16 protein-coding genes are annotated in these 17,192 nt (G+C 64.6%); 7 read left to right on the top strand and 9 right to left on the bottom strand.

Annotated features, from left to right (window positions below; translation table 11 throughout):
* Positions 1-35: 35 nt before the first annotated feature.
* The 4 genes from PJE01S_RS16355 to PJE01S_RS16370 form a co-directional block, all read right to left on the bottom strand.
* On the bottom strand, positions 36-1,259 hold the full coding sequence (locus PJE01S_RS16355) for a M20 family metallopeptidase (RefSeq protein ID WP_068834709.1): 1,224 nt from the start codon (positions 1,257-1,259) through the stop codon (positions 36-38).
* Positions 1,256-3,031: a 2-oxo-4-hydroxy-4-carboxy-5-ureidoimidazoline decarboxylase gene (uraD, locus tag PJE01S_RS16360; RefSeq protein WP_068834710.1), complete on the bottom strand. Its 1,776-nt coding sequence runs from the start codon at positions 3,029-3,031 to the stop codon at positions 1,256-1,258. Before uraD ends, PJE01S_RS16355 begins: the two co-directional genes overlap by 4 nt.
* Before the next feature lie 3 nt (positions 3,032-3,034).
* Positions 3,035-3,982 (bottom strand): allantoinase PuuE, encoded by a 948-nt coding sequence (gene puuE / locus PJE01S_RS16365; RefSeq protein WP_068834711.1) that lies wholly within the window; start codon positions 3,980-3,982, stop codon positions 3,035-3,037.
* Between the two features lie 118 nt (positions 3,983-4,100).
* On the bottom strand, positions 4,101-4,766 hold the full coding sequence (locus PJE01S_RS16370) for a GntR family transcriptional regulator (protein WP_068834712.1): 666 nt from the start codon (positions 4,764-4,766) through the stop codon (positions 4,101-4,103).
* A gap of 92 nt (positions 4,767-4,858) precedes the next feature.
* On the opposite strand from PJE01S_RS16370, the gene uraH reads away from it, so the two are divergent.
* Both uraH and PJE01S_RS16380 read left to right on the top strand, forming a co-directional pair.
* A complete protein-coding gene (gene uraH, locus PJE01S_RS16375) occupies positions 4,859-5,212 on the top strand; it encodes a hydroxyisourate hydrolase (RefSeq protein ID WP_068834713.1) in 354 nt (117 codons plus the stop codon).
* Between the two features lie 105 nt (positions 5,213-5,317).
* Entirely contained in the window at positions 5,318-6,334 is a 1,017-nt protein-coding gene (locus PJE01S_RS16380) for a tripartite tricarboxylate transporter substrate binding protein (protein ID WP_068834755.1), read from the top strand.
* A 225-nt stretch (positions 6,335-6,559) separates the two neighbouring features.
* On the opposite strand, the gene PJE01S_RS16385 is transcribed toward PJE01S_RS16380, so the two are convergent.
* Positions 6,560-7,066: a hypothetical protein gene (locus PJE01S_RS16385; RefSeq protein WP_068834714.1), complete on the bottom strand. Its 507-nt coding sequence runs from the start codon at positions 7,064-7,066 to the stop codon at positions 6,560-6,562.
* Positions 7,067-7,222: 156 nt separating this feature from the next.
* Between PJE01S_RS16385 and xdhC the strand changes: the two genes are divergently transcribed.
* Positions 7,223-8,059 (top strand): xanthine dehydrogenase accessory protein XdhC, encoded by an 837-nt coding sequence (xdhC, locus tag PJE01S_RS16390; RefSeq protein WP_068834715.1) that lies wholly within the window; start codon positions 7,223-7,225, stop codon positions 8,057-8,059.
* Between the two features lie 153 nt (positions 8,060-8,212).
* Entirely contained in the window at positions 8,213-9,430 is a 1,218-nt protein-coding gene (locus tag PJE01S_RS16395; protein WP_068834716.1) for a urate hydroxylase PuuD, read from the top strand.
* Between the two features lie 30 nt (positions 9,431-9,460).
* Here PJE01S_RS16395 and PJE01S_RS16400 read toward each other — a convergent pair whose 3' ends face one another.
* On the bottom strand, positions 9,461-10,396 hold the full coding sequence (locus PJE01S_RS16400) for a LysR family transcriptional regulator (protein WP_068834717.1): 936 nt from the start codon (positions 10,394-10,396) through the stop codon (positions 9,461-9,463).
* A 129-nt stretch (positions 10,397-10,525) separates the two neighbouring features.
* Here PJE01S_RS16400 and PJE01S_RS16405 point away from each other — a divergent pair, with 129 nt between their 5' ends.
* Positions 10,526-11,623 carry a tartrate dehydrogenase gene (locus PJE01S_RS16405; protein ID WP_068834718.1) on the top strand — a complete coding sequence of 366 codons (1,098 nt, stop codon included), beginning with the start codon at positions 10,526-10,528 and terminating at the stop codon, positions 11,621-11,623.
* A 28-nt stretch (positions 11,624-11,651) separates the two neighbouring features.
* A complete protein-coding gene (locus PJE01S_RS16410) occupies positions 11,652-12,653 on the top strand; it encodes a Bug family tripartite tricarboxylate transporter substrate binding protein (protein ID WP_084389598.1) in 1,002 nt (333 codons plus the stop codon).
* A 130-nt stretch (positions 12,654-12,783) separates the two neighbouring features.
* Here the strand turns inward: PJE01S_RS16410 and PJE01S_RS16415 are convergent, their stop codons facing one another.
* Positions 12,784-13,116 carry a DMT family transporter gene (locus PJE01S_RS16415; protein WP_068834719.1) on the bottom strand — a complete coding sequence of 111 codons (333 nt, stop codon included), beginning with the start codon at positions 13,114-13,116 and terminating at the stop codon, positions 12,784-12,786.
* An 88-nt stretch (positions 13,117-13,204) separates the two neighbouring features.
* Between PJE01S_RS16415 and PJE01S_RS16420 the strand changes: the two genes are divergently transcribed.
* Positions 13,205-14,551 (top strand): glycerate kinase type-2 family protein, encoded by a 1,347-nt coding sequence (locus tag PJE01S_RS16420; protein WP_068834720.1) that lies wholly within the window; start codon positions 13,205-13,207, stop codon positions 14,549-14,551.
* 53 nt (positions 14,552-14,604) lie between these two features.
* On the opposite strand, the gene PJE01S_RS16425 is transcribed toward PJE01S_RS16420, so the two are convergent.
* Together PJE01S_RS16425 and PJE01S_RS16430 are read right to left on the bottom strand one after the other, a co-directional pair.
* Positions 14,605-15,609, bottom strand: a complete 1,005-nt coding sequence (locus PJE01S_RS16425; protein ID WP_068834721.1) for a Bug family tripartite tricarboxylate transporter substrate binding protein — start codon at positions 15,607-15,609, stop codon at positions 14,605-14,607.
* 46 nt (positions 15,610-15,655) lie between these two features.
* Positions 15,656-17,107 (bottom strand): aldehyde dehydrogenase, encoded by a 1,452-nt coding sequence (locus PJE01S_RS16430; protein WP_068834722.1) that lies wholly within the window; start codon positions 17,105-17,107, stop codon positions 15,656-15,658.
* Positions 17,108-17,192: the final 85 nt, after the last annotated feature.

The raw sequence follows: 17,192 nt of genomic DNA on the forward strand, positions 1-17,192 counted from the left end.
CTCACCATGCCCTTGGCGCGGGTGCGCCAGGGCTCCTAGTTGAGCAGGTCGCGCAGGGTGCGTGCAATCACCTTGGTGGCGCGGCGCAGGTCTTCCAGCTCCAGCCGTTCGTCGGCGCGCTTGGCATGCGACTCCAGCACGGTGCGCGGCCCGGCGCCGTAGATGACCCCGGGAATGCCCGCCTCGGCATACAGGCGCACATCGGTGTAAAGCGGTGTGCCCATGGCCGGAATCTTTTGGCCGAACAGTGTTTCACCGTGTTTCTGGATGGCGTCGACCAAGGGCTGGTTGCCTGCCAGGGGCTTCATGGCGTTGGCCAGCAGCAAGCGTTTGATGTCGACCGTGATGCCGCGGCACTCGGCAGCGGCATCGGCAATCACTTTGCGAATCGACGCTTCGACTTCCACGGGGCTTTCTTCCGGAATCATGCGGCGGTCGAGCTTGAAGCTGACCTTGCCGGGCACCACATTGGTGTTGGTGCCGCCCTCGATGCGGCCTACATTGAGGTAAGGGTGATTGATGCCGTCGACCTGCGACGTCACCTGCTGGTACAGGGTGTTTTGCGCATACAGCGCATTCAGGATGTGTACCGCGCCCTGCAGCGCATCGACACCGGTGTCGGGAACCGCCGCATGGGCCATCTTGCCGTGGACCGTGACTTCCATCTGCAGGCAGCCGTTGTGGGCCGTCACCACCTCGTAGCTGAAACCGGCGGCAATCATCAAATCGGGTTGCGTGAGCCGGTTTTTGAGCAGCCAGCCCGGCCCCATTTCGCCGCCGAATTCCTCGTCATAGGTGAAGTGCAACTCCACGTTGCCCTTGAGCCTGGCGCCCAGCGCTTCGAGCGCGCGCACGGCGAAGGTAAAGGTGGCGAAGTCGCATTTGCTGACGGCTGCGGCACGGCCGTAAATCTTGCCGTCCACAATCTCGCCGCCGTAGGGGTCATGGGTCCAGCCTTCGCCGGGCGGCACTACATCGCCATGGGCGTTGAGGGCGATGGTGCGGCCCTCACCGTAGTTGCGCCGCACGATCAGGTTGGTGATCGACTCCAGGCCGTAGGCATTGACCTCGGCCTGCGGCACGGCGTGCGGCTCGGCCTCGAAGCCGAAGCCCTTGAGCAGCTCGGCCGTGCGCTCGGCATGCGGCGCGTTGTTGCCGGGCGGGGTGTCGGTGGGAACGCGGATCAGCTCCTGCAGAAAGCGCACTTCCTCGTCGAAGTGGGCGTCGATCCAGGTGTCAAGTTTTTCGTAGTCGGTCATGGTGTGGTGCTTGCAAGGTTGTTGAGAAGAAGCTGGAAGGCTTCGACGGCGAGCTGAATGTCGTCGCTCGTCGTGCTTTCCAGCGGGTTGTGGCTGATGCCGGAGTTCTGGCCGCGCACGAACAGCATGGCCTGCGGCATCACCTTGTGCAGCTTCATGGCGTCGTGGCCGGCGCCGCTGGGCATGCGGTGCAGCGGTACGCCCAGGGTTTCGACGGCGTGCTCCCAGCGCTTTTGCCAGGCCGGCGCGCTGGGCGCAGCGGCGGCGCGTTCGGTCAGCTCCAGCGTGTGGTGCACGCCGCGGCGCTGGCAAATCGCCTTCAACTCGGTCAGCACATCGCCCACCAGTGCGTCGCGCTGCGCATCCACCGGCGCACGCAGGTCGAGCGAGAACAGGCAGCGTCCGGGCACCACGTTGATGGAGCCGTTCGGCACGTTCAGCATGCCGACGGTGCCGACCGAGTCGCCGTCCTGCGCGGCGCGCTTTTCCACATACAACGCGAGTTCGGCGGCCGCGGCGGCGGCGTCGCGGCGGCGGTTCATGGGCGTGGTACCGGCATGGCTGGCCATGCCGGTAATTTCGCAGAGGTAGCGCGCACTGCCGTTGATGGAGGTCACGATGCCCAGCGGAAGGTCGAGCTCGTTGAGCACCGGGCCCTGCTCGATGTGGACTTCCACGAAACCGAGATAGCTGTCCGCCTGGCGTTTGATTTTTGCGATGTCTTCGGGCTTCAGGCCCGCGTTCTGCATGGCTTCGCGCATGGTGATGCCGTCGGCGTCCTTCTGGTCCAGCCATTCGGGCTTGAAGTCGCCTATCAGCGCGCCCGAGCCGAGGAAGGTGGCCTTGTAGCGCTGGCCTTCTTCCTCGGCAAAACCGACCACTTCAAAATTGAAGGGCAGGCGCTTGCCCTGGCGGTGCAGTTCGCGCACGCAGGCCATGGGCGCAAAAATGCCGAGCCGGCCGTCGTATTTGCCGCCGTTGCGCACGGTGTCGTAGTGGCTGCCGGTGAGCAGGGTTTTGGCGTTGGGCGTGGCGGCCTTGTAAATGCCTACTACATTGCCAACGGCATCAATGTTCACCTCGTCGAAGCCGCAGCCCTGCATGGTCTTGCTGATGAACTGGGCGCAGGCACGGTGCGCGTCGGTGAGGTAGGTCACCGTGAGCTGGCCTTTTTCGGCATAGCCCGGGTCGCTGTATTGCGCCAGTGCTTCATGCCAGTCCCAGACTTCGTTGCCCAGGGCGGGTTCTGCGGCAAATTTGTCATTGAGCCGCAGTTCCACCACGCGGTGGATGTTGCGCAGGCATTCCTGCAACTCGAAGTCCGGGTGGTTCTGCAGGCGCCGCGCAAAGGTATCGATGATTTGCTGCTTGTTCAGGCCGTTGCCACGCGCGCCGCGCACCGCCAGGATGAAAGGAAAGCCGAATTTGGCGTTGTAGTCTTGGTTGAGCTGCTGCAGCGTGGCGAACTCTTCGGGCGTGCATTGCGTGAGGCCTGCCTTGCCCTGTTCGCTGGCTGATTCGTCGGTGAGGCTCTGGCTGACCATGGCCTTGCCGGCCAGCTCCGGGTGGGCCCGGATCAGCCGGACTTGCGCCTCCTGGCCGGCCTCCTGCAGCACGCGTGTCATCACATGCTTCAGATGCGCCAGGGAGCGGAAGGGGCGTGCATCCAGTGCTTTTTCAGCCACCCATGGCGAGTGTTCGTACAGTCCGTCCAGCAGTTGCAGCGCTGCGGCGCGGGGCGCGTTGTTGACTTGTTCCAGCGTGATGGCCATGTCTTATGCTCCCAAGGTTGCCTGGTAGGGATGGGTTTGTTGCCAGTGCCGGGCAATCTCGATGCGGCGGCAGATCCAGACGTGGTCGTGCTTTTGCACATGGTCCAGAAAACGCTGCAGCGCCACGATGCGGCCCGGGCGGCCCAGCAGGCGGCAGTGCATGCCGATGCTGAGCATCTTGGGCGACTCGGCGCCTTCGGCGTAGAGCGCGTCAAAGCTGTCGCGCAAGTAGGTGTAGAAGTCTTCAGCCTGCGCAAAGCCTTGCGGCAGCGAAAAGCGCATGTCGTTGGTGTCCAGGGTGTAGGGCACCACCAGGCGCGGCACCACCGTGCCATCGCTGCGGGCGACCTTCATCCAGAAAGGCAGGTCGTCGCCGTAATAGTCGCTGTCGTATTCCAGCCGGCCATCGTCGGCCACCAGGCGCCGCGTGCGCGGGCTGTCGCGGCCGGTGTACCAGCCCAGCGGGCGCGTGCCGGTGAGCCGTTCGATGGCATCCAGGCCCAGGCGCATGTGTTCGCGTTCGGTGGCTTCGTCCACGCCCTGGTAATTGATCCAGCGCCAGCCGTGGCAGGCGATCTCATGGCCCAGCTCGACAAACGCGGCGGTCACTTCAGGGTGGCGCTGCAAGGCCATGCCGACGCCAAATACGGTGAGCGGCAACTGGCGTTTTTCAAATTCGCGCAGGATGCGCCACACGCCCGCGCGAGAGCCGTATTCGTAGATGCCTTCCATGCTCAGGTGCCGGTCGGCAAAGCTGGCCGGGTTGAACATTTCCGAGAGGAATTGCTCGGAGCCGGCATCGCCATGCAGCACGGCGTTTTCGCCGCCTTCTTCGTAGTTGAGGACGAACTGCAGGGCGATGCGTGCCTGGCCGGGCCACTGGGCTTGCGGCGGGGTGCGGCCGTAGCCGATCAGGTCGCGTGGATAAGGTGCGGTGGTGTCGTAATTCATGGGGTCTCCTGTGCCTGTCGCTGTGTTTGCCGCGCCGCTCCCGCGGAGGCGGATTTCCCTTGCGGCGGCCCGACGGAAAACGGGGCGGCCACTGTGTTTCTCAATGCCTGAGTTTTGTTCATGACAAGGCCATGGAAATATCGTTGGTGGGAACCTTGCGGTCGAAAGCGAGGTTTTGTTCAACGTGCAGCAAATGTTCGTGCATCAGCTGCACGGCACGTGCTTCGTTCCTGGCGGCCAGGGCCTTGACGATTTCGGCGTGCTCGTCGTTGGAATGTTCGGCGGCACTGGTGGTTTGGTACATCAGGGTGATGAGCGCGCAGCGCGAGATCAGCTCGCCCAGCATTTGCGCCAGCACCTCGTTACCCATGAGCTCGGCCATGCGCACATGAAAATCGCCCAGCAGCTCGGTACGCCCCGGCACATCCTCGCGGTCGACGGCGGATTTTTCCTGGGCCACATGATCTTTCAGCGCCTTGATCTTGGCGGGTGTCACCTCGCGCACAAAGGCGCGGATCATTTCGGCTTCCAGCATGCGCCGCACCGCGAACACTTCCCTGGCCTCCACCACCGAGGGTGTGGCGACAAAGGCGCCGCGCGCAGGCTCCAGGCGGATCAGGCGGTTTTGCGAGAGCTGAAACAGCGCTTGCCGCACCAGCGTGCGCGAGACGCCGAAATGGTCGGCCAGTTTTTGTTCGGCCAGCTTGGTGCCCGGCTGCAGCCTGTGCTCCACAATGGCCTTGGTCAGGGCTTCAACAATGGTGTCGGTCGTGGATGATTCCATGAAGCCATCATAGCCCTAAAAGCAAAAAGTGTATACACTTTTGGTGGACCGAATCATTGCGGCCATCATTCATCAACTTTCCAAGGAATGCCATGGGCTTGAGCACACATGTACTGGACACCATGCACGGCACGCCGGCACGGGGCATGAAGGTCGCGCTTTACACCACGCAGGGCGACCAGGCCCAGCTGGTGAAAAGCTTCGTGCTTAATCAGGATGGGCGCAACCCTGATGGGCTTCTCTATGACGCGGCGTCCTTGCAGGCCGGCACCTACCGCCTGGTGTTTGACGTGGCGGGCTACTTCAAGGCCCAAGGCGTGGTGCTGCCCGAACCGGCCTTTCTGAACCAGGTCACGCTGGATTTTGGTGTGGCCGACACCAGCCAGCACTACCATGTGCCGCTGCTGGTCAGCCCCTGGAGCTATTCGACCTACCGCGGTAGCTGAAGGGCTGAAAAGCGCCGCGTTTCTCTGCTCCGGCGTTTGTCCGCTTGTCATGAGAGCGTCATGGGGCGGGGCGACAATTGGCTGTTACAACTTTTTGTCCTTCCCATGAATGTCAAATCCACGGGTGTGCTGAGCCGCCGCCAGGCGCTGCTTTTCTCAGCGGGTACCGCCGCCGGCCTGGTCGCGCCGGCTGCATGGGCGCAGGGGCCGTCGGGGCCGTCGGGGCCTTATCCCGAGCGGGCGATCAAAATCGTGGTGCCCTTTGCACCCGGCGCCGGAACCGACGCCATGGCGCGCCTGGTGGCGCAAAAGCTTGGGGAGGTCATGAATGCCACTTTCGTGGTGGAGAACCGCGCCGGCGCTTCGGGGGCAATAGGCACACAGTCTGTGGCACAAGCGCCTGCGGACGGCTACACGCTGCTGCTGGTAGCCTCGCCTTTCACCACGGTCGCGGCGTCGCTTCCCAGCGCCAATTACGATCCGCTGCGCCAGTTCACGCCGGTCGGCATGATTGCCAGCGGTCCGCTGGTCTGGGCGGCCAGCAACCAGTTGCCGGTCAAGAGCATGAAAGAGCTGGTCACGCTGGCCAAACAGAAACCCGGCGTACTCAACTATGGCTCGGCCGGTGCGGGTGGTGTCAACCACCTGGTGCTGGAACTGCTGAAGGCGCGCACCGGCACCTTCATCACCCACATCCCTTACCGTGGCGTGGCGCCCGCCACCATGGACATGATAGGCGGGCAAATCCAGCTCATCACCGGCACCATCCCGGCCTTGCTGCCTTTCATCAGGAACGGCAGCGTCAGGCCGCTGGCGGTGACGAGCGCCAGGCGCTCCAGCGCCTTGCCCGATGTGCCCAGCATGACCGAGGCCGGTTTGCCCGGCATCGATGTGGTGAACTATTTCGCACTGATGGCGCCCGCAGGCACGCCCGCTGCCATCGTCAAGGTCCTGAACGAGGCCATCAACAAAGTGGTGACCCTGCCCGACGTGGTGGCGCGGTTCAAGGTCGATGCGGTGGAAGCCGCACCCGGTTCGCCAGCTTTGCTCGGCAACTTTATCGAGGCGGATTACCGCGCCTGGCGCAACGTCGTGAAAACGCAGAATCTCAAAATTGAGTAGTCAAGAATCTGCCCAATCCTGAGGCAGTGCACCACACGCAGTGAGCGGTGTGGGGCCTCGTTTTTCCGCAGGGCTGCCCCAAGGAAAAATGCGCCCCCGAGGGGCTGGAGCCTGCGGCTCCAAGCCTGCTTGAGCAGGTTTGGACAGGCGACAGAGGCGAAGCGTCCCGCAAGCCGCGGCCTGCAAGGCCTCGAGAGCTACACGCAGTGAGCGAACGTGGGGGCTTTAATTCTGCCCTTCAGTCAGCGTATCCAGCTGAAATTTGCCGCTTTGGTGCCACAACCAGGTGTCGGTGTAAACCACCTTGCCCAGTCGCACGGGTGCCGGAAACGGCGAGGCCTGCTGGACGGTTCGCTCAATTTCTGCCATCACCTCCGGTGCATGGCGGGGCGCGCGCATCCAGTCGAGGCGGATCACCCGGCCTGTCCGGTCTATCTCCACGTTCAGCACGCCAACGGCGTACAACAGGGGTGGCATTTTGCCTTTGTAGATGCGGTCGGCGTTGAGGCCATAGATGTGGGCGGCACCGTCTGCACGGTAGGCGCGGGCCGTAGTCGCACTTGAACTCTTGGCCGGGCCTTGCGGGGGAGCGACAGGCCCTGTCACGGCGGGTGCTGCAGGGGTCTCTCCAGGTGCGATCCCGGGCGCGGTTTTACAGGCGCTCACCACCGCCGCCGCGGCGGCGGAAAGCATGGCCAGCAGCCAGAAGCGGCGAGGTGTGGAGTCGGGCATGTCGTGTCTCTTTTTCTGGAGGATGGCTCGGACTATCTCTATCTTCTTGCCCGGAGGGTAATCAGTCGATGTCGCTTGGTGCTAAGGTGGTGCTTCAGGCTATTTTGCCTGCTATTGTCAGCTGTCAGCTAACCCGATCTGATCTGAACGTTACCAATGGTTTCCAGCACCACGAGCCACCACACCGAGGCCTTCCTGAGCCGGCTGGCCCATGAGCCGGCGGTACTGGTGCAGGTGGCGTCCACACAGGGATCCGTTCCGCGCGAAGCGGGCACATGGATGGCCGTTTTTGCCGAGGCCCTGGTGGGCACGATCGGCGGCGGCCACCTGGAATACGAGGCCATTGCCCAGGCGCGCACGCGGCTGCAAAAGGCCGGCAGCGAAGGCGACGATGCGCTGGTCCGCGTGGCGCTGGGGCCGTCTCTCGGCCAATGCTGCGGCGGTGTGGTCCACCTTCGTTTCGAGCGGGTCAGCGCCGCCGACATGCCGGCTTTGGCGCTGCGCCTGAGCCAGCGCGCACTGGCGCCGGTTGCGTTGTTTGGCGGCGGCCATGTGGGAAAGGCGCTGATCCAGCTGTTGGCGAGCCTGCCGTTTGAGGTGACCTGGATTGACAGCCGCGACGAAATATTTCCCGCAGACCTGCCCTCCAACGTCCATGCCGAATACTCGGACCCGGTGCAGGGGGCCGTCGCGACACTGGCTGCCGGCTCCAGCGTATTGATCATGAGCTTCAGCCACGCCGAAGATCTGGACGTGGTGGCGGCCTGCCTGCAGCGCCAGCGCGAGAGAGCCGACTTGCCCTATATCGGGCTGATTGGCAGCAAAACCAAATGGGCGGCGTTTCGCCACCGCCTGGAGGCGCGCGCCTTTACGCCCGCCGAAATCGCGCAGGTCACCTGTCCGATCGGCGTGCCGGGCATCACAGGCAAGGAGCCCGAGGTGATTGCCGTGGCGGTGGCGGCGCAGCTATTGCAAACGGTCAACGCGACTTGATGGCTGGGCGCTGGCCGGAAACCCGATAAACTCGCTGCATCAGGTCGCAGCGGAGCCGGGAAATTGACCGCCAGGCGCAATTTCTCTTGTTCGTGACCGAGTTTCTGCTTACAGCGCCCGCAGTGGTGAGCAGGCTTGCAAAGGTTGAGGGATATGGAAAACTACCTTCTCGACTGGGCCAACCTGCTGCTGCGCTGGGTCCACGTCATCACCGCCATCGCCTGGGTCGGTTCCTCGTTCTACTTCGTTTTTCTCGACAGCAGCCTGACGCCGCCGGTCGACGAAGAACTCAAAAAGCAGGGCGCCAGCGGTGAGCTCTGGGCGGTGCACGGCGGCGGTTTTTACCACCCCGTCAAGTTCGCCGTCAGACCACCGCAGCTGCCGGCGCACCTGCACTGGTTTTACTGGGAAAGCTACAGCACCTGGCTGTCGGGCTTTGCGCTCTTCACGGTGTCCTACCTCTGGAACGCCGGCACCTATCTGGTTGACAGGTCATTGATGAACTGGTCGCCCGGCGCGGCCGCAGGGGTTGCGCTGTCCGTCTTTGTGGTGTTCTGGATGCTGTATGACGGCATCTGTCAACTTTTCGGTCGTGGCAAAAATGGCGACGCCATCGTCGGCGCGCTGGTCGCGGTGCTGGTCTGCGTGGCCTCGTGGCTGGCCTGCCACTGGTTTGCCGGGCGTGCGGCCTTTTTGCTGGTGGGCGCCATGATGGCCACCGCGATGAGCGCGAATGTTTTTTTCTGGATCATCCCGGGGCAACGCAAGGTCGTCGCCGCGATCAAGGCCGGCGAAGCGGTGGACCCGGTGCACGGCCAGCGCGGCAAGCAGCGCAGCGTGCACAACACCTACTTCACGCTGCCGGTGCTGTTTTCCATGCTGAGCAACCACTACAGCTTTACCTGGAGCCATCCGCGGAACTGGCTGGTGCTGATGCTGATGATGCTGGCCGGCGCGGCCATCCGCCAGTTCTTTGTGCTGCGCCACGGCTGGAAGCTGGGGCGCAACCGCCATCCGCTGCCCTATGCGCTGGTGGGGCTGGCCGTGATCATCGGCGTGATCGTCTGGATGAAACCGGTTGCTACTGAATCGATAGCTGTTGGCGCCCGTCCTTCCACGGCTACAAGCCAAATTGCCTATGAACAAGTGCAGAAGGTGCTGGAACAGCGCTGCTACCTCTGCCACGGCGCGCAGCTGCAGATGAAAAACATACGGCTGGATTCGCCGGAACTGGTGAAGCAGCATGCGCAGGCCGTGTACCAGCAGGCCGTGGTCACGAAGGCCATGCCCATGAACAATGCCACCGGCATCACCGAGGCCGAGCGCGCGCTGATCGGGCAGTGGTTCCTGGCGGGCGCCAGGACGCCGTGACCGTGGGAAGGTGAATAGCTGCCGGCGCGGCTACCAGTCCACCACCAGGCCGGCCGCGCGTATTGACGACTTTTCAAAGTGGGTCGCCAGAAAGTCCACGAAGGCGCGCACCCGGGCCGAGGCCTGGTGGCGCTGCGGGTAGACCGCATGGATATCGGCCGGCGGCGTGCGGTAGTTGTCCAGCACCTGCTTGAGCCTGCCGCTGCGCAGGTAGCGGGCGATGTCCCACTCGGCGCGCATCACGATGCCCTGGCCGGCCAGCGCCCAGTTCACGGCGATCTCGCCGTCGTTGGTGCTCAGATTGCCGCGCACCTTGACGGCTTCCGTGTGCTTGCCCGACGACAGGCGCCAAATGCCGTAGGCCTCGTCGCCCTGGCGGATGCCTATGCAGTCGTGGCGCGTGAGATCGTGCGGCACCTTGGGCGTGCCATGTTTGGCCAGGTAGGACGGCGCGGCGCATAGCAGGCGCCGGTTGGGGGCGATGCGCCTGGCCATGACACGCGCATCGGGCGGCTCGCCGAAGCGCACGCACACATCGAAAGCATCCTCGCTCAGCGGCGGCGGGTTCACCGACAGCTGCAGCTGGACCTGCACCTCGGGATGCAGTTTGACAAAGCCCGAGATCAGCGGCGCGATGTGGCTGCGTCCGAAGCCCAGCGTGGCGTTGACGCGCAGCAGGCCCTTGGGCGCCGCCACGGCGCTGGAGACCAGTTGCTCCATGTCGTCGATGTCGGCCAGGATGCGGCGTGCATGCAGGAGGTAGGTCTCGCCCTCGGGCGTGAGGCCGACCCGCCGCGTGGTCCGGTTGAGCAGCTGCACGCCTAGCCGCGCTTCCATCTGGGCCAGGCGCTTGCTGACGGCCGGCGTGCTCACGTCCAGCTCGCGTGCCGCTGCCGAAAAGCTGCCGCAGCGCGCCAGCAGGCTGAAAAAGGCCATCTCGGATGGAGCGGATACGGGTGTGGACATTGTTGAATCAAAGTAAACAATGCCATAACTTTAGCGGCTTCCATTGAATATGGCAACCGGTAGAGTCGTGTCCACGCCTCACCTATTTCAATCATTTCACCCCCTTTCAACCAATTCAAGGAACGACATATGAAAACCTACAAGATAGCCTGCATCCCGGGCGACGGCATTGGCAAGGAAGTGGTGCCTGCGGGCCAGAAGGTGCTGGAAGCACTGGCGGCCTCGACCAAGGCGTTCGCATTCGAGTTCGAGAACTTCGACTGGGGGGGCGACTACCATCGCCAGCACGGCGTGATGATGCCGGAGAACGGCCTGGACGCGCTGCGCAACAAGGACGCCATTCTGTTCGGCTCGGCCGGCGACCCGCACATCCCCGATCACATCACGCTGTGGGGCCTGCGCCTGAAAATCTGCCAGGGCTTTGACCAGTACGCCAATGTGCGGCCCACGCGCATCCTGCCCGGCATCGACGCGCCGCTCAAGCGCTGCACGCCGGCGCAACTGGACTGGGTCATCGTGCGCGAAAACTCGGAAGGCGAGTACTCCGGCGTGGGCGGGCGTGCCCACCAGGGCCACCCGATCGAAGTCGCCACCGACGTATCGATGATGACCCGCGCCGGCGTCGAGCGCATCATGCGCTACGCCTTCAGGCTGGCCCAGTTGCGCCCGCGCAAGCTGCTCACCGTCGTCACCAAATCCAACGCGCAGCGCCATGCCATGGTGATGTGGGACGAGATTGCCTTGCAGATCAGCAAGGAATTTCCGGACGTGAGCTGGGACAAGGAACTGGTCGACGCCTGCACCGCCCGCATGGTGAACCGCCCGGCCACGCTGGACACCATAGTCGCCACCAACCTGCATGCCGACATCCTGAGCGACCTGGCCGCCGCACTGGCCGGCAGCCTGGGTATCGCACCGACCGGCAACATCGATCCCGAACGCCGCTATCCGTCGATGTTCGAGCCCATTCACGGCTCGGCCTTCGACATCATGGGCAAGGGACTGGCCAACCCGGTGGGCACCTTCTGGAGCTGCGTGATGCTGCTGGAGCACCTGGGCGAGAACGCTGCCGCGCAGCAACTGATGCAGGCCATCGAGCAGATCACCGCCAACGCCGCGCTGCACACCCGCGACCTGGGCGGCACCGCCACCACGGCCCAGGTGACCCAGGCCATCTGCGAGCGCATCGCCGCCACCGCGCAGCCGCCGCTGGCAGCCGCCGCCTGATTCCAGAACCACCCCAAGGAGACAAGACATGCAATCACAAAAACAAGGCCGGTACGTTTTGAAATTGGCTCATGCGGTGGCGATGGCCGCAGCGATGGTCTTGGGTCTGGCCAGCAGCGTGGCCTTCGCGCAGGCCTGGCCGGCCAAGCCCATCATCCTGATCGTGCCCTTCCCCGCGGGCGGCACGACCGACCTGCTGGCGCGCGCCGTGGGGCTGGAGCTGTCCAAGAGCCTGGGCCAGCCCGTGGTGGTGGAAAGCCGGCCGGGCGCCGGCGCCACGCTGGGCGCCGACTTCGTGGCCAAGTCCAAGGCCGACGGCTACACGCTGCTGATGGGCGCGGTGCACCACACCATCGCCACCAGCGTGTACCGCAAGCTGCCTTATGACTTCCAGAAGGACTTCGCCCCCATCAGCACGGTGGCGCTGGTGCCCAATGTGCTGGTCGTCAACCCGAATGTGCCGGCAAAGAACGTGAAAGAGCTGCTGGCCCTGGCCAAGGCCGAGCCCGGCAAGCTGACCTATGGCTCCAACGGCAACGGCACAGGCCAGCACCTGATAGGCGCGCAGTTCGAGGGCATGGGCGGCGTGCAGATGCTGCACGTGCCTTACAAAGGGAGCGGTCCGCTGACCACCGACCTGCTGGGCGGGCAGATCAACATGTCCTTCGACACCATCACGCCGGTGCTGGCGCACATCAAGGCGGGCAAGCTGCGGGCGCTGGCGGTGACCACCGGCAAGCGCTCGCCGACGCTGCCTGACGTGCCTACGCTGGACGAGTCGGGTCTCAAGGGCTTTAACCTGGGCACCTGGTTTGGCCTGCTGGCGCCGGCCGCAACTCCCAAGGAAGTCGTGCTGCGCCTGAACACCGAGCTGGTGAAGATCATCAACTCACCGGACTTCCGCAAAAAAATGGAAGATATCGGCGCCGAGCCTGTCGGCAACACGCCCGAGCAGATGGCCCGCCAGATCAAGGACGATACGGATCGCTTCGCCAGGCTGGTGAAGGACGCCAGGGTCACGATCGAGTGAAGCGGCGTTGCCGGCAGCGGCCTTGGTGCGGCCGGCCGGGAACGCCGGCTGCTACTGAATCAATAGCTGCTGGCGCTTTGCCTGCCAAGGCTGCAGGCCTGCATGATGATGGAAGGCAGGGGCGCCGGCTTCAATGCAGGGTGGATTTGGAAAACAGGTTCAGCACCACCACGCCGGCAATGATGAGTGCCATGCCCAGCATGCCGGCCAGGTCGATCTTTTGCTGGTGGACGACGAAGCCGGCGATGCTGATCAGCACAATCCCCAGGCCCGACCAGATGGCATAGGCCACGCCGGTGGGAATGGCTTTCATGGTGACCGTCAGGAAATACAGGGCGATCCCATAGCCCGTCACGGTAATGATCGAAGGCACCAGGCGGCTGAAGCTGTCGCTGGACTTCAATGCCGTGGTGGCGATGACTTCGGCAACGATGGCGATGCCCAGGGCCAGGTAGGAATTCATGCGGTTTTTTTGCGGGTGGTGATGGGGCATTCTAGGCAGCTTGGTTACCGGCCGGTTACCACGGCACAATCGGGGGAGGAGACATTTCATGACCACATTCAAGACCACCTCGATTCCCGACGCCGGCGCGCAACCCCGCCAATTTCTCGAATACCTGTTCCAGGCTGCGGTGACGCGTGCCCTGCCGCTGGAAAACACCGCCAGGTATTTGCCCAAGCCCCCGACGCCGGAAAGCGGCGGCCGCACGATTGTTCTGGGCGCCGGCAAGGCGGGCGGCTCAATGGCGCATGCGGTGGAGGCGCTCTGGCCGGCCGACGCGCCGCTTGAAGGCCTGGTCGTGACGCGCTACCACCACACGCCGCCGCGTCCCGCGGGCCTCAAGCAGCGCATTGAGGTCGTCGAAGCGGCACACCCGGTGCCCGATGCCGCCGGCCTGGCCGCCGCGCAGCGCATTCTGGCGATGACGCAGGGCCTGACCAAAAACGACCTGGTGCTGTGCCTGATCTCGGGTGGTGGCTCGGCGCTGCTGACCCTGCCGGCCGAGGGCCTGAGCCTGGAAGAAAAGCAGCGCATCAACAAGGCCCTGCTGGGCAGCGGCGCCAACATTGCCGAGATGAATTGCGTGCGCAAGCACCTCTCGCGCATCAAGGGCGGGCGTCTGGCTGCGGCCTGTGCACCCGCGCGCGTGGTCACGCTCACCATCAGCGACGTGCCGGGAGACGATCCGTCCATCATCGCCAGCGGCCCGACCCTGCCCGATGCCAGCAGCTGCGCCGAGGCGGTGGCCATTCTTCAGCGCTACGGCATTGATGTGCCGGGTGACATCATGAGCCTGCTGGAGCAGGGCGCGCTCGAGACACCCAAACCCGGTGACCCGATTTTCAACGGCCATGAGGTGCACCTGATTGCCACGCCGCAGCAAAGCCTGGAGGCGGCAGCCGAGGCGGTCCGGGCGGCAGGGTTGACGGCGCACATCCTGAGCGATGAAATCGAAGGCGAGTCGCGCGAAGTCGGCAAGGTACATGCGGCGCTGGCGCGTGCCGTGGCGCTCAGGGGCCAGCCTTTCCAGAAGCCCTGCGTGATTTTGAGCGGCGGCGAAACCACCGTGACGATCAAGCCGCTGCCGCCGGGGGTCGCCAAGGGGCGGGGTGGGCGCGGCGCAGAGTTCTGCATGGGGCTGGCGCTGGCCCTGCAGGGCCAGCCCGGCGTGTACGCGCTGGCGGCCGATACGGACGGGATTGACGGCACCGAAGACAACGCGGGGGCCTATGTGGCGCCCGATACCCTGCAGCGCGCGCTGGCGGCCGGCATGAAGATAGATGCCTACCTGGACCGCAACGATGCCTACGGCTATTTCGATGCGCTGGGCGATCTGGTCATCACCGGGCCGACGCATACCAACGTCAACGACTTCAGGGCCATACTGATTATTTAGGTCATTTGGCCTTGAGCGAGCCGTGAGCGCGGAATCCGTGTTCACGGCGGGGATCAGTCCCCCATGATGTGACGTTCCTTGATCAATTTGCCGAAGCGCGCCGTGTCCTCATGCGCTTTGGCGTCGAATTCGGCGGGGGTCATGGGCGCCACCTCGCCGCCCAGCGTGGCGATGCGGTCCTTTACCGCCTGGGTGCCCAGGATTTTGTTGATCTCGCGGTTCAGCCGGGCCGTGATGCTGGCCGGCGTTCCTGCCGGCGCGTAGAAGCCGAAGATGGTGTCGGCGTCAAAGCCCTTGAGGCCAGCCTCGCTGAGCGTGGGAACGTCAGGGAACAGCGGCGAGCGCTTGGGGCTGCCCACGGCCAGCAGCCTGAGCTTGCCCGCGCGCACATGGTTCAGGCCTACGCCCGGATCAAACATGAAATCCACCTGCCCGCCCAGCAAATCCTGCATCGCGGGCGCCGCGCCGCGGTAAGGCGCATGCACCGCGAAGGACTGGGTCATGTCCTTGAACATTTCTCCCGCCAGGTGGGGGGACGTGCCATTGCCCGGCGAGCCGTAGCTCAGTTTGCCGGGGTTGGCCTTGACGTAGGCGATGAAGGCCTTCACATCCTTGACGGGCAGTGACGGCCTGACTTCCAGAAACACCAGCACGCGGGCCGCAGCGGCCACGGGGATGATGTCCCTGGCCGGATCAAAGGACATCTTGGGGTAAATGGCCGGGTTGATGGACACCAGGCCACCCGAGGTCAGCAGCAGGGTGTAGCCGTCGGGGGGCGATTTGGCCAGGGCGTCACCGCCTATGTTGCCGCCGGCCCCCGCCCGGTTGTCCACGATCACCGGCTGGCCCAGGGCCTCCTGCAAAGGCTGGGCGATGGCGCGGGCGATCTGGTCGGCGGCGCCGCCGGGTGGGAAGTTGACGATGAGCCGGATCGGTTTGCTCGGCCAGGCCTGCGCCAGCGCCGCGACCGGTGACAGCACGGTTGCTCCCAAAAAGAGAGCGATCAGCGCGCGTCGCATAAGCGCCTGGTGCGGTTTTCCCTGAATTTTTTGAAGCATGTGTGTCTCCTGTAGTGGGGGACTTGTCCCCGTGAATGGAAAAAATTCAGAACGGGTAATGGCGCGGCGTGGTCTGCACGGTCAGCCAGCGCAAATCGGTAAACGCCGCGATGCCGGCCTGGCCGCCAAAGCTGCCGATGCCGCTGCCCTTGACGCCGCCAAAGGGCATTTGCGGCTCGTCGTGCACGGTCGGGCCGTTGACGTGGCAGATGCCGGACTGGATGCGCCCGGCCACCTGGAGGGCGCGGGCAATGTCGGCGCCAAAGACGGCACTGGACAGGCCGTAGTCGTTGTCATTGGCGCAGGCAATGGCTTCTTCCACGCCGCTCACGCGCACGATGGCCTTGACCGGACCGAAAGACTCGTCGCGGTAAATCTTCATCGCGGGTGTCACGTGGTCGATCAGCGTGGCGGCCATCAGCGTGCTGTCGGCCTTGCCGCCGCACAGCAGCCTGGCGCCGTTCTTCAGCGCATCGTCAATCAGCGCGTTGCAGCGCTGCACGGTGGCCATGTCCACCACCGAGCCCAGCACCACCGGGCCGTTGCGCGGGTCGCCCAGCGGCAGGCTGGCCGCCTTGGCTGCGAGCCTGGCGACGAAGGCGTCGGCGATTTTTTCGTCCACGATGATGCGCTCGGTGGACATGCAGATCTGCCCCGAGTTGGCAAAAGCGCCGAAGGCGGCGGCGTTGACCGCGGCGTCGAGGTCGGCATCGTCCAGCACCACCAGCGGGGCCTTGCCGCCCAGTTCCAGCACCGAGGGTTTCAGGTACCTGGCGCAATGGCCGGCGATGATCTTGCCGACCGCGGTGGAGCCGGTGAAGTTCACGCGGCGTACCGCCGGGTGGGCAATCATGGCTTCCACCACGGCTGCGGCATCTGCCGGGGCGTTGGTGATGAAGTTGACGACGCCGGGCGGCAGGCCGGCTTCCTGCAGCGCTTCGATGATCAGTCCATGGGTGGCCGGGCACAGCTCGGAGCCCTTGAGCACCACGGTGTTGCCGCAGGCCAGCGGTACCGCCACGGCGCGCACGCCCAGAATGACGGGCGCATTCCAGGGCGCCATGCCCAGCACCACGCCGGCGGCCTGGCGCACGCCCATGGACAGGCTGCCGGGCACGTCCGAGGGAATCACCTCGCCGGTGATCTGCGTGGTCAGTGCGGCGGCTTCCAGCAGGGTGCCGGCGGCCAGGTGCACGTTGAACCCCGCCCACAGGCCGGAGGCGCCGGTTTCGGCCGCCATGGCCGTGATGAAGGCGGGCGCCTTGGCTTGCAGCGCGTGGGCGGCTTTGGTCAGCAGCGCGCGGCGCTCGCCGGGGCCGGTGGCAGACCAGGCCGGGAAGGCCTTGGCGGCGGCTTCGACGGCGGCGATGGCGTCTTGCACCGTGGCGGCGGGGGCCGTGGTGGCCACCGTGCCGTCGAGCGGGTTGCGGCGCTCGAAGGTGGCCGCGTCACAGGCGGCGCGCTGTTCACCGTTGATTAAAAGGGAAATGCTGGGCATGTTGTGTCTCCTGCTGGAACAGATTGAATTTGCTATGAAATTAGTAGCTGCATGCGCCCGTTATAAAGGGGCTTGATCGTCTTTT

The sequence above is a fragment of the Polaromonas jejuensis NBRC 106434 genome (assembly GCF_001598235.1).
Taxonomy (GTDB): Bacteria; Pseudomonadota; Gammaproteobacteria; order Burkholderiales; family Burkholderiaceae_C; genus Polaromonas; species Polaromonas jejuensis.